Raw genomic sequence first — 13,058 nt, 5'->3', positions numbered from 1 at the left:
CCTTTTTTGAGAGTCCCCAACATTCATTTGTTGGGGACTTTTTTTGTTTGTATGGGTTTGCCATCTGAGGTAAATGAAGGATCAAACGAGCTCTAGCTGGGCAATAACAAGGGATCAAGTCAAAAAGTTGTGGGATTTTTTAGCTTGTCCAGTTTTTGCGTCTATCAACAGCGCATTCATTTTCATCTCCGACGGTGTTTTAACTTGTCACGTTTTTTCTAATAGTAGTCGGTTTGGTCATCTGCAATATAAAAGAGTAAACGAATAAAAAGTGTGGTAATTATTTTGTTATTTTATTGGTAGTTATTTTAAATCAGTATTGTGAGAATCAAGACACTTCGACAAGCTCAGTAACCTCCGCTTAGCTGTTAGAACCAAGAATCAAGACACAAACCGCAAAACACTTAAAATCTAGATTTTATAAATTTATATTTACCAAGAAATTAGCATCCGGGTAGCATTTCTCAAAAATGAAAAATGATGACATTAACGAACAAAACGTTTAAAATCCTTTATCAGTATTATCTTTTGAAGGACGACGAAATTCTTAACCGGACATCAATAATTTTAAATATAATATCTTAGAAGGCCTATCGAGGATGAAAAGTTGAGGTGTAATTATAATTTTATTAGGGTGATTCGCAATTGCTTTATTCCTTCTCTATAGAGGCTTCTTTTAGTTTTAGCTTTTTGTTGATATAATTATTTACCATGGTTGAATCTGCTAAGATGATTTTTGGCAATTCCATTCCGGAAATCGCTCTATATTCTCTTTTAGAGTTGACCACAAGATGTTTAGGAATGACGCTTATATCAAATGAGTTTTTGGTAGCAGATTCATTTGAAGATATCAGTTGAGCTCCAGTAGGTTCATTTTTCATAACATAGTTTTTCCATCTTTCGACATCTTTGTCCAATGAAATATCAATAAAAACAACATCCGGATTATCTTTGAATTGCTCTTTTAAACTGTCTAATCTTGGTTTCTCTTTCAAACAAATCGCACACCAAGTGGCCCAAAATGAAATATAGAGTGTTTTATTTTGATAGGATTCTAAATTGATCTCTTTATTGTTGATATCTCTAAAACTTTCACTAGGTAATATTTTTGCTTTTTCTTGTGTAAAATTCCATAGCGTCTTGCCGTTTATTACATCTCCATAGATATCCTTTTCAATTGTATTGCCTGATCTTAAAGTTAAGGGTTGAGAAAACAAGAAATATGTAAAAGTCAAAATCATTGCTATTAGTGGAATTGCTTTATAGGATCTTTTGAATTCTTTACGGGTGATAAAAAGACTTATCGTTGCAAATACAATGAATAAAATATTGAGAGGAAAATGGAAATATCTTAGAGGTATAAAAGCAAGAAGACCGAAGTATAAAAACGGAATAAACTTTAAAGGTGTTTTTTGATTGATTAAACCAGACAGGTAAAATCCAAGGGCGCAAATTAAAAGGCCTACCCATTTAAGAAGCGAATATTGATAAAATCGGCTAACTGAAATTCCGACTACAGCGATTGGAATGATGAGCGACACTATTCCTAAAAGTAACCTTAAAACTGTTTTTTTAGTCATCTCTGTTTCGCTTGTTGACAAGGTCTCACAGCTAGGAATAATAGCTGTTTTGAATGTCTGCCTAAATTAGCATTAATTTCCATCCAAATTAATATCCTTTCAAAATAAATATAGTTGGCTATTGTTGCCCTCATGAGTTGACTATTATGTAACGGATGGTTGGTAAAATTAGGAGTCAAAAGCATAGTGAATAAAACAGATGTGCTCATGTCAACAACTCAACTCCTTCTTTGTTAACATAAATTTACAAATTAATGTTTTATAAAATCTTAAAAATGTATTTTCGTTTTAACTAATCTATTTTAAATGACAGTGACGGACTTTAGACCCATTATAAAGGTTATTGAAGAGGCTTATGAGATTCCGCAGTTGCAGGCCACGCGCAAAATTTCGGCCTTATTGCCGCATGATTACTACGAAACCGATAAGCATTATCCCGTGCTTTATTTGCAGGATGGACAGAATTTGTTCGACCCTATGGCGCCTTTTGGAGATTGGGCCATTGATAAATCGTTGGAGAAGTTAGCGCAAGAAGGCTTTAGCGACCTTATCATCATCGCTATTGATCATGGCGATAATGAGCGTATTAATGAATATTTGCCGCATTATCATCCGCGCTATGGCGAAGGAAAAGGCAGTTTTTACATTCAATTTATTATTGAAAAATTAATTCCTTACATTAACAAGAATTACAGGACGCTTACCGATTTTGAAAACACGGGTATTGGAGGGAGCTCGCTGGGTGGGTTGATCAGCTTATATGCAGGCTTGTCAAACCCAAGGGTGTTTGGTAAAATGATGATTTTTTCGCCGAGTTTATGGATTGCAAAAACCATTTTTAACCAAACTGAATCCTATCATCCGTTGCAGAAATCAAAAATATACCTCTATTCAGGGGGAATGGAAAGCAAAGAGCATTTACCAAATGCTCAGCGATTGGAGGCTATTTTTAGGGCGAAAATGGTGGAGAATCACGATATCGACTTTCACTTTTCTGTGAATGAAATTGGCGTTCATGCCGAAATATACTGGAGACATGAGTTTCCGAAAGCCGTTAAATGGCTCTATTTTAAATAAATACTATGATTTTTACACAAGTTTCAAAAGTTAATGTACATCACGATGTTATTGTTCCTTGTCGCAAAGGCCAGTTGGAGCATCTTCAGCAATTTATCACGATTAAAGAGCCGGATTTTAATGGCGAATTTGCAACCGTTCAAATGGTATATGGTGCCGAAGGGAATCGCATTTATCTCTTAGGTCTTGGCGAAGAAAAAGATGCCGTAAAAGTGGATGAGGCTTTTCAGAAGCTAAGCTTCAATTATAAAAAATACTGGAAAAAACCAGTACAGGTCATTACCGAAGGATTTACGGATACTGAGCTTCAAAAAGTAATCATCGGGCTTGAGTTGTCGGCTTATGATATGGGCGCTTTTAAAACCAAAAAAGAGGATGTTAAGGCACTCACTTTTGAAATGGTGAGTTCAAAAGACGTCACCAGCATTCTTAAAGAAGCCAAAGCTATCGGCGAAACCATTAATCGGATTAAAACTTTGGTCGATGCCCCAGCAAATCAAAAAACACCTGAGTTTTTAGGACAATGGGCTGAGGCATCCGCTGAGCAAGGTCATTATAAATGCACCGTATTACATCAAGAGGAGTTGAAGGTTCAAGGCTTTGGTGCCGTTCTGGCGGTGGGGCAGGGCAGTGCCAATCCGCCAGTGGTCATCGTCACAGAATATATGCCTAAAAAAGGCGGTACTGTGGATATTGGCTTGGTAGGCAAGGGCATTACCTTTGATACCGGAGGTTTATCCATAAAACCGTCCACCAATTTGCACTATATGAAAAGTGATATGGGCGGGGCTGCAGTTGTTTTAGGTGTTGTCGAATTGGTAGCAAAACTAAAGCTTAACGTGAATATTGTAGGTGTGGTTGCTTCCGCAGAAAACGCTGTGGATAGGAATAGTTACCGGCCGGGCGATGTCATCCAAAGTTATTCTGGTAAAACCATTGAAATTATTGATACCGATGCTGAAGGACGCTTGGTTTTGGCTGATGGTTTGAGTTATATCATTAAAGAATTTCAGCCTAAACAGGTTATCGATTTAGCAACCTTAACAGGAAGTGTGATACAAACCTTGGGCTACTCCGCCGCTGGAATGTTTACTAACAATTCCCAAATGGCGCAAACGCTCTCAAAAATAGGTTTTGACACTAACGAACGTGTTTGGCAATTGCCATTGTTTGCAGAATATGAAAGTGATTTGCAAAGTGATATTGCCGATTTGCGCAATTATAGCGGAAAGCCTGTAGCAGGCGCGATTACCGCAGCTAAGTTTTTAGAGGCCTTTACGGATGCTCATAAGGCGTGGGTGCACTTGGATATTGCGGGAGTTTCCTTTGGCGATTCGCCGTATTCTAAAATGAAAAGTGCCAGTGGCTATGGTGTGCAATTGATCACGAATTATATCAAACAGATTCTGGATGAGTAACTGATTATTTTGTATTTTGTATCAGATTATTAATCACTTAACATAAACTTTCAGAAAAATATGGCCACAAAACGACCCCTGAATTTTCTATGCGTTACGACGTATCATAAAGGTGCTGATTTTATCAAAAGCTGTAAAGCTGAAGGTAATAATGTGTATTTATTGACCAAAAAGAAGTTGGAGCATGAGGTTTGGCCATGGGAAGCGATTGATGATGTGTTTTATGTGGAAAACTGGAACCAAAGCGACGTTACCAAAGGGGTCGCCTATAAATTTCGAACTATAAAGTTTGACCGTTTTGTGGCTTTGGACGATTTTGATGTCGAAAAAGTAGCGCTTTTACGGGAGCATTTCAGAATGCCTGGAATGGGTCGAACCACGTCTCATTATTTTAGGGACAAATTGGCCATGCGCATGAAAGCTAAGGAGGAAGGTGTTAATGTGCCTGAATTTACGGCCCTGTTTAATGATGTGGATATCAACGCTTATGCTGATCGTGTGAGTCCGCCATGGTTGTTGAAACCACGTTTGGAAGCTTCCGCAACCGGCATCAAAAAAATAAAAAACAAGGAAGAACTGTGGCAAATTGTCAATGCCCTTCAAGACGAACGCGATAATTACCTGATTGAAAAATTTGCGCCGGGCGATGTGTACCATGTGGATGGCCTAATCCTTGAGAGTAAAGTGATTTTTGCCCGAGCGAGTAAATATTTAGATACGCCGCTTGACGTTTCACATGGCGGTGGCGTATTCCGATCGGCAACCTGCGAAATGGGCACTCAAATGGAAAAGGCATTAATCAAGATGAATGCAGAGGTAATGAAAGCTTTCGGAATGCAATTTGGCGCGTCACATACCGAGTTTATTGCTTCTAAAGAAACGGGCGAATTATTCTTTTTAGAAACCTCGTCAAGAGTTGGTGGTGCCAATTTAGCAGAAATGGTCGAGTTTGCTTCCGGGATCAATCTTTGGGGCGAATGGGCACGGATTGAATCCAAGGTTTTAAGAAAAGAAACGTATAAACTACCAGAAGTCAAGCATCAATATGCGGGTATCGTCGTGTCCTTAAGTAAGTTTGAAAAACCTAATACTTCAAGTTTTAACGATCCTGAAATTGTTTGGCGCATGCATAAAAAATGGCATATAGGGATAATTGTGGTTTCGGACAGCAGTGAACGTGTTATGGAATTGTTGGATAATTACACCAAACGGATTGTTTCAGATTTCCATGCGAGCATTCCGGCCCCGAATAAGAGTTTGTGATAGAACGCGGATGACGCTGATTTGTGCAGATGTTCACAGATTTATATGTGCAAATACGTTATTTTATAAGTGCCGACATGAATAGCTCCGAGCTTTAGCTCGGAGTATGGAATTATAGAAGAACAAAGGGCTTTAGCCCAAACTGCACTCAAGATGGCAGTTTGGCTAAAGCCCTCTACTTTTCTTTTTCTAGCCCCCAGCTAAAGCTGGGTGTTATTCGAAAATCATTGCGCCTTGTTCCTTACAATGAAAAAGCAAATCAGTGCTTATCATAAGTAATCAGCGTTAACCGTCTGAACGGACGGGTAGGTCAGCGTTCCATAAAATGACGAAAGAAGTCAATAATCTTTTTAAATGCTTCTGTTTGTTAAATCTCTTGCCGAATGATGAACGGTTAAAATATCAGCACGCAATGGATTTACGATTTTATAAATGATTCTATAATTGCCTTCAATCAATTGCCTAGTATGTGCTTTGTTTATTTCAGGAACAATTTTCCCGGAATATATTTGAGAACGCAGTATTTTGGTTCGGTTTTTTATTCGTATGATTTGAAGTTTGGCGTAAGCCGTGGAGTCTATGGAAATATATTCGAATATATCCTTTAAATCAGCAATTGATTGATGTGTCCAATTTATTTGAACCATTTTTTCATTTCATTATCCAGATCAGATTCAGAAACATAATTTCCACTCTCCGATTGTTGGTAGCCTCTTTCCACTTTTTCGATTAGAATTAGCCGCTCGACAAGTTCGTCAATAGTAAATTCTTCGGGTAAATGTTCTAGCTGTTCTATGAGATTGGACTTTGTAATCATGGCTCAGGATTGATGTTGTAAGATACAAAATTAAAGACTTGCATGGATTGAAATATAAAATCAAGATTTTTAGAAGCATCTGATCAGTATATGGATAGTTCATGTCGGTTAAGCTCTTAAAAGAATGCAGATGATGCTGATTAAACTGATTTCGATGATTAGTGTTGGAAGAAAAATCAGAGCAAATCATAAACAATCCGCGTCACCCGCCTGAACGGACGGGCAGGTCTGCGTTCTGTAATCCGATTAGCATTCCATAAATCAAGGTTCGAAAAAGCCAGTGCTGCCACCAACCCAAGTTTTGTCCTTGTTGTATTTAACGCCCACCATTTCACCTTTGCTTAAGCGCATTAAATTACTGACAATTTGAGTTTTGTTGGTTTTGCCGTTATGAAGCAACATCATTCTTATTTCACATTTTGCAGGCTCATCCATGGTTTGAATAATAGGAGCATAAGCCACTTTCTCTTGCAATAAATAATTGGATTTGTCCTCAACGGCATCAATCATCGCTCGGTCCACGTGAATTTGAACGCCCGCACCAGCAAAAGAATACAAAGGTTTTAGGACATAATTCTCTAAATCGGTTGGAATGGATTCAAGCTGGTCTAAATAATATGATTTTGGAACATAATCGCCCTTTAATAAAGGCATCGTAAACTTACTGATTCTGAAAAACCAATTAGGATGTCCGATCCATTCAATATCCACTTCATCCTTAAAATCGTATTCCCGTTTTAAGTCGGCGCGTTGGTCCAATTCATCAAAAATAATACGGTTGTAAATTTTTAAGACTTGAATTTCCACTTCGTTTTCGTCTAAGTAAAACAACTGTTTTCCTTTTTTGATCAATTTAGAAATGCATAGTACTTTAATACCCAATAAACTTTCTGTCGCAAAAAAATCAATCGCCGTGGCTTGTTTTTCAGGCTCGATTTCTAAAAGAATCACTTGTTTCGGATTGGTGCCGCCTACAATTTCGGCGCGCAAGAGTTCAATATACTCAGTTGAGGTTAATCCGTTGAGATGTTGTGAAAAATCTTCTGGAATGCCGTCATAATGTTTACGGTACATATGTCCCAAAAGTTCCTGAAAAAAATACAGCGACGGAAAGCCTTGCAGTTCTATTAATTTGGGAGTTAATTCGCCATGTTCATCCAAACACACGCCAAAATCCAATTGTATAAACTTAGAAAGGTTATCCTCATTGGGCACTCGCATATTGTCTTTAATAAAAGCCCCCTCTGTAAGTTCTTTAAAATTGGGTTGATTAATCACTTTCATGATATCCTCACAAGCTTCAACCAACTTTTGTTTTAAAGCATTCGGGATAAATACAGGAGTTTCAGATATTTTGAAATTGGGGGTATAATTAAATTGTTGGTTGACATCGGCCAACATGTCCTGATACTTTTCTTCAGTAAATTGCGCGTTAAACGCGTTGCGTAAGGAGGCAATCATAGGCTGTTATGAGATTAGTTCTGGTGACAATTGTTTCATCGCGCTGCGAATAAAATTTGGAAGTATGATTTTGTGAGTTCTGATAATTTTGTCAGGATCATCCATTTTATCCATCATGTCGTCATATTTTTCTTCTCCAAAATTGGCAATGACCTTATGCTTATTGGCATCTGCCAAAAAATGTGCTTTCATTCCAATGGGATCTGCTTCAGGGTGAAATTGCGTTCCTACAAATTCATCAGAAAAACGAACTGCCATAATGGCACGTTCGTAATCCACATGGTTGCGTACTTTTTCTAAGCTTAAAATGGAGGCACCCTGACCTTTAAAAACTTTTAATCGTGGTTGCACCAATTGCCAATCTCTGGAATCGACGGCATAAAAAGGATCGTCAAGCCCTGCTAATAAAGGGTCTTTTAAGCCTTCTTTGGTTTTGTGGATGGGTAAAACCCCGAAGCTAGTGCTGCGCCTTGGTTCCATTACGCCGAGTTTGAAATAATCGCAGACCACCTGAAAGGAATAGCAAATAAAGAACATGTATTTCTTTTGGTGCGGAGATGTTTTGTTAAAATCCCAAAGTTCCTGTACTAAATTGAGGTATGGAATACGCCAAGGGCCATCTTCCAACGGACTGTCAGGGCCACCACTTGAAATGTAGATATCATAAGATGTATCCGGCAATTCAAGAGCGCCTCTCACATTAAATATTTTAAAATCAACTTCATCTTCAAAGCCATTCACGAGGTCCGCAATACAACGCAGCCCTTGGTTGGCCTGGTTGTTGTTCATGTCGAGAATGGCTACTTTAAATTTTTCTTTTGACATTTGAGTTTGTCTAGGTTCCTAAAATGGTCTGTTCAGTAATATAGTCGACCACCTTAATCAAATCCTTGGTTTCTTCATATTTGGCGAGCTGTCGGTCGGCTCCTGTGCCATTTTTTAGCATGGTTTTGATGTGCTCTATTTCGTTTCTGGAGCCGAGTTCGTCCACAACATCTTCCACAAAATCAAGTAATTCGATCATTAAATCTTTGGTGGGTACTTCACATTCCTTGCCAAAGTCGATCATTCTGCCATCTATTCCGTATCTGCTCGCACGCCATTTATTTTCATTAATCAAAGCACGATGGTAGAGCATAAAATTAAGGTTCTGTGACTTTAGTTTGTAAAGCTTAGCGACCAAAGCTTGGATTAAGGCTGTGATGCTCAGGGTTTCCTCGATGGTCATTGGAACGTCACAGATACGCACTTCCAAGGTTGGGAAAAACGGATGGATGCGGATGTCCCACCATATTTTCTTTGGGTTGTCGATACACTTTGTTTTGATCAGGATGTCAATATAGTGCTCATATTCTGCCACGGTTTGAAAAATTCCAGGAATCCCTGTTCTTGGAAATTTGTCAAATACTTTAGATCGAAACGATTTGAAGCCCGTATTTCGCCCTTCCCAAAAAGGCGAATTTGTAGATAAAGCATATATATGTGGTAAAAAATAACGCATGGCATTGGTTAAATGCAAAGCCAATTGTTTGTCGGCAATGCCCACATGCACGTGCAATCCGAAAATTAAATTGGAACGCGCAGTGTCCTGTAACTCATTGACGATTTCATCGTAACGCGGATTTGGAGTGATTAACTGCGTTTCCCATTTGGTAAAAGGATGTGTACCCGCAGCGCCAATTTTATGACCTAGTTCCTTGGCGATTTCTGAGACGGACCTTCTTAAATGGGTAAGTTCTCTTCTCGCTTCGGTAATATCCTGACATATATTGGTGCCCACTTCTACAACGGCCTGGTGCATTTCTGCCTTGACTTGCTCATTTAAAAGTTTGGCAGCCTCGGTAACAATTAATTGATCGTGTGATACCAGTTCCCGCGTTATTGGGCAGATGACCTGATATTCTTCTTCAATACCTATTGTGAATTTCATAAAATCGGGTTGGTTATTTGAAAACCTTTCCGTCCCGAAAATTCGCGAACGCAAGGCTTATTAATTTCTATTTATAAACTGTCTTTTTGCCAGTGATTTGATCCTTGACAAATGTTCCCCAAGTAAGGTTCATTTTATCCTTTTTGAATTGTTTTGCTTTCTCAATGGCCATGTGGGCAGCATTTTCGACAATCCATTCAAAGTTTTCCTGACCTACAGAATTGAGGTCGGCATCTGGAGCAGGATTACAGAAATCAATCGCATAGGGGATGCCATCACGAACGGCAAACTCTACGGTATTAAAGTCGTAGCCCAGGGCCTTATTTAAACGGATGCAGTATTTTTTGACTAAGTCCAAGATTTCTTGTTTTACTGGCGGGCCATCAATGACATAGCGTAAATGGTGTGGATTACGTGGTTCATACTGCATAATGTGGACATTATCCGTATTCAATACATAGCATCGGAAGTATTCTGTAAAATTGATTTCTTCTTGCAGCATCATGACCAAGTTTTCTGTTTCGGCATGTTTTTTCCATAAATCTTGCGGATTTTCGACACGATAAACACTTTTCCAGCCGCCGCCATCATGGGGTTTCATATAGGCGGGAAAACCAATGGTATCAAACATATGTTCCCAAGCAAATGGGAATTTCATATTGCGGAACGAGTTTTCAGTCGTGTCTGGAGGTCGATGTGAAGTTGGTAAAATAAAGGTTTTTGGTACTGGAACGCCTACTTTTTCTGCCAAGGCGTTATTGAAGAATTTTTCATCAGCACTCCACCAGAAGGGATTGTTGATCACGGCAGTTCCTGAAATTGCTGCATTTTTCAAGTAGGCGCGATAGAAGGGAACATCTTGAGAAATCCGGTCGATGATAACCGCATAATCTGTAGGTTTAGCCTGTTCAACCATATCTATGGAAGCCGCTTCAGCCATGATGCCTTTTACCTTTTTTTCATTGACGCGGTCAATAAATGCTTGAGGGAACGTGTTTTCTTGCCCGAATAAAATGCCTATTTTTTTCATAAATCTGAATTTTGTCATTTCCTCAAAGGAGGGAATCTATATAATAGTTGTTTTTGTTGTTTCTACTGGTTTATTAAAGTTTTGATAGGTATTCCGGAAACATCTGACGCCATAATGGCCAATCGTGTTTTGCCCATTTACGAACGTCATACCAAAATGGAATGTTTTTGGCATTCAATATTTTTGCCATCTTATCATTCGCTTCCAAACAAATATCCCAATCGCCAACGCCCAAAATGATTTTCATTTTCCATAAATCAGGATGGATGCTGCCCGGAAGGTAATCCATGGGATTATTGAAGAACACGTTGTCATCATAATAGCCGTCAACAAAGGATTTGATATCAAAGGCTCCGCTCATGCTAAACATATGGCTGACTTTCTCTGGATGTTTAAAAGCGAAATTTGAGGCTTGGTAACCTCCAAAACTCGGTCCTGCAACGGCAACTTTTGGTAAACCTTTATCTTTGCAAATGGGATTGACCACTTCATTTAATATAAATTGATCATACCATTCATGGTTTTTGGCGCGTTGTGAGGGATGAATTTGTTTGTTGTACCAGCTCAGCTCATTAATGCCATCTGGACAGTAGATTTGTACTTTTCCTTCTTCAACAAACCACCTCACGGATTCCACTAGCTTCATGTCTTTGCATTCATTGTGCTTGCCCATGGTTGTGGGGAAAAGAATGACCGGATAACCCGAATGCCCAAAAACAAGCATTTCGATGTCTTTGCTAAGGGTGGGTGAATACCACTTATGGTGTTGCTCTTTCAATAGCGTGTTTTTAAATATGTTAGATCTAAACTCTACGCTGCAAACAGAATGCTTTTTTAGTGCAGAAGTTGAGTTTGTTTAGGAATTGGATACAACAATATACTTTTTTAAATTATAAATGCAGTACTCTGTACTGATATTCTTAAATTTTTGAGAAAGATTCAGGTAATGTGCACAAATGTTATTTTTAATTGCTATTTATTGTTAATAGAATTAGATTAATTTCATATTGAATACTTCTTTCAGTCTGAATGTTTTTTCTTTCATGTGTGAATCTTAGGCATGGATGTCGATTTTGAGGATAGTTTTACAATTCATCCGTCTCATTTAACAATTGGGTCATACAATTTTTAGAATTTTTCTGAGGAAATGGATATTTGTCTGATAATAGTATTGCACCTATAATTATTCATTAACCCTTAAATAACAATCTTATGAAACACTTAATTATCGTTACCGTTTTATTTATGACTGGAATAATGTCGGCACAAAGTAATTATGACAAAGGCATGCAGAAAGCCTTTGATCTTTGGCAAGACAATAAATGGACGGAAGCCGAACAGCTTTTTGAACGTATCGCGGCGGCTGAGCCTAAGGAATGGTTACCCAACTACTATATCGCGCAACTCAACAGTTTAAAAACTTGGGAAGAGAAGGATGCGGATAAAGTAAAAACCCAATTACAAAAAGCACAAAATTATCTCAACGATGCGATGGTGATTGAAAAGGACAATGCAGATATTTTGGTCATGCAAGCACAGATATTGACCAATTGGGTGGCTTTTGATGGGATGACTTATGGCATGAAATATTCGGCTAAAATATCGGATCTATATAATAAAGCTTATGCCTTGGCACCCAATAATCCAATGGTGGTGCTCGGCAGGGCAGAATGGAATATGGGAAGCGCTCGTTATTTTGGTCAGGATACCAAACCGTATTGCAAAGATGTGGAAAAAGCCATTGAACTATTTGCTAACTTTAAACCCGAAACACCATTTTATCCTCACTGGGGGATTGAGCACGCCACATCAATATTGAAATCCTGTAACGAGTAATCCAATTTATACAAATCCTAAGATGAACAAATCCTTGAAAACCTTATACCTCACCTTCTTAATTGGCTGTGGCGTATATGTAATTGCCAACCTTCTTTCAGATGGATTTAATTATGATTCACTTAATGAGTTTTTTATTGAATTTGGATTTTATCAGCTCTATGCTTTTCTGCTGGGGTATTCGAATTTCTATTATTTCGATTGTCTAGAAAAACGCACTTGGAAAAAGGAGGAAGGCATCAAACGGATTGTTATTGGTATTGCTGGCTCCGTAGTGATCACCATGGCTGGGTTGTTTGTTTTGCATGGAATACAACGTATCCTCTATGCTGGTGTGCCCTGGCTTGAGTTCCTGAAAAACCAAAGATGGGACCAATATAGTTTTGGTCTGTGGATTACTTTGACCATCGTCATTATCTATCATTTCGTTTATTTTTATAATAAGTACCAACAGAATAAAATTAAGGAACAAAAAGTCATTGCAACGACCGCCAGCGCACAATTTGAGAGTTTAAAAAATCAGATCGATCCTCACTTTTTGTTCAACAGTTTAAATGTCTTGACGTCTTTAATAGAAGAGAATCCGGAGAATGCCCAACGTTTTACAGTATCGTTATCAAAAATATATCGCTATGTTTTAGAGCAA

At 38.4% G+C, this 13,058-nt stretch carries 13 protein-coding genes; 5 read left to right on the top strand and 8 right to left on the bottom strand.

Annotated elements, in window-relative coordinates:
• Positions 1-650 precede the first annotated feature (650 nt).
• On the bottom strand, positions 651-1,580 hold the full coding sequence (locus ACOH2D_RS17760) for a TlpA family protein disulfide reductase (RefSeq protein WP_449536097.1): 930 nt from the start codon (positions 1,578-1,580) through the stop codon (positions 651-653).
• 306 nt (positions 1,581-1,886) lie between these two features.
• On the opposite strand from ACOH2D_RS17760, the gene ACOH2D_RS17755 reads away from it, so the two are divergent.
• From ACOH2D_RS17755 to ACOH2D_RS17745, 3 genes are read left to right on the top strand one after another with little or no spacing between them, the layout of a single operon-like run.
• Positions 1,887-2,657, top strand: a complete 771-nt coding sequence (locus ACOH2D_RS17755) for an alpha/beta hydrolase (protein WP_348034869.1) — start codon at positions 1,887-1,889, stop codon at positions 2,655-2,657.
• A gap of 5 nt (positions 2,658-2,662) precedes the next feature.
• Entirely contained in the window at positions 2,663-4,075 is a 1,413-nt protein-coding gene (locus ACOH2D_RS17750; RefSeq protein WP_348034870.1) for a leucyl aminopeptidase family protein, read from the top strand.
• Positions 4,076-4,135: 60 nt separating this feature from the next.
• On the top strand, positions 4,136-5,338 hold the full coding sequence (locus tag ACOH2D_RS17745) for an ATP-grasp domain-containing protein (RefSeq protein WP_348034871.1): 1,203 nt from the start codon (positions 4,136-4,138) through the stop codon (positions 5,336-5,338).
• Between the two features lie 350 nt (positions 5,339-5,688).
• On the opposite strand, the gene ACOH2D_RS17740 is transcribed toward ACOH2D_RS17745, so the two are convergent.
• The 7 genes from ACOH2D_RS17740 to ACOH2D_RS17710 form a co-directional block, all read right to left on the bottom strand.
• Positions 5,689-5,985, bottom strand: coding sequence for a type II toxin-antitoxin system RelE/ParE family toxin (locus ACOH2D_RS17740; protein ID WP_348034872.1), 297 nt, complete (start codon positions 5,983-5,985; stop codon positions 5,689-5,691).
• Complete coding sequence (locus ACOH2D_RS17735; RefSeq protein WP_348034873.1) at positions 5,973-6,155, bottom strand: hypothetical protein; 183 nt, start codon at positions 6,153-6,155, stop codon at positions 5,973-5,975. Before ACOH2D_RS17735 ends, ACOH2D_RS17740 begins: the two co-directional genes overlap by 13 nt.
• 261 nt (positions 6,156-6,416) lie before the next feature.
• Positions 6,417-7,616: a hypothetical protein gene (locus ACOH2D_RS17730; protein WP_449536096.1), complete on the bottom strand. Its 1,200-nt coding sequence runs from the start codon at positions 7,614-7,616 to the stop codon at positions 6,417-6,419.
• Positions 7,617-7,622: 6 nt separating this feature from the next.
• On the bottom strand, positions 7,623-8,441 hold the full coding sequence (locus ACOH2D_RS17725; RefSeq protein WP_348034875.1) for a type 1 glutamine amidotransferase: 819 nt from the start codon (positions 8,439-8,441) through the stop codon (positions 7,623-7,625).
• A gap of 10 nt (positions 8,442-8,451) precedes the next feature.
• Positions 8,452-9,546 (bottom strand): carboxylate-amine ligase, encoded by a 1,095-nt coding sequence (locus tag ACOH2D_RS17720; protein ID WP_348034876.1) that lies wholly within the window; start codon positions 9,544-9,546, stop codon positions 8,452-8,454.
• Positions 9,547-9,613: 67 nt separating this feature from the next.
• Positions 9,614-10,576, bottom strand: a complete 963-nt coding sequence (locus ACOH2D_RS17715) for an ATP-grasp domain-containing protein (protein WP_449536095.1) — start codon at positions 10,574-10,576, stop codon at positions 9,614-9,616.
• A 73-nt stretch (positions 10,577-10,649) separates the two neighbouring features.
• Positions 10,650-11,354, bottom strand: coding sequence for an esterase family protein (locus ACOH2D_RS17710; RefSeq protein WP_348034878.1), 705 nt, complete (start codon positions 11,352-11,354; stop codon positions 10,650-10,652).
• A 434-nt stretch (positions 11,355-11,788) separates the two neighbouring features.
• On the opposite strand from ACOH2D_RS17710, the gene ACOH2D_RS17705 reads away from it, so the two are divergent.
• Together ACOH2D_RS17705 and ACOH2D_RS17700 are read left to right on the top strand one after the other, a co-directional pair.
• The gene (locus ACOH2D_RS17705) at positions 11,789-12,412 is read left to right on the top strand and encodes a tetratricopeptide repeat protein (protein ID WP_449536094.1); all 624 of its coding nucleotides are present in this window, start codon (positions 11,789-11,791) and stop codon (positions 12,410-12,412) included.
• A 22-nt stretch (positions 12,413-12,434) separates the two neighbouring features.
• Positions 12,435-13,058: histidine kinase (locus ACOH2D_RS17700; protein ID WP_449536093.1), on the top strand; the 624-nt coding region annotated here is incomplete at its 3' end.

This window comes from Gelidibacter sp., from assembly GCF_053579655.1.
Note: the sequence above shows the minus strand (reverse complement) of the source record. Positions and strands in the feature narration are given on the sequence as shown.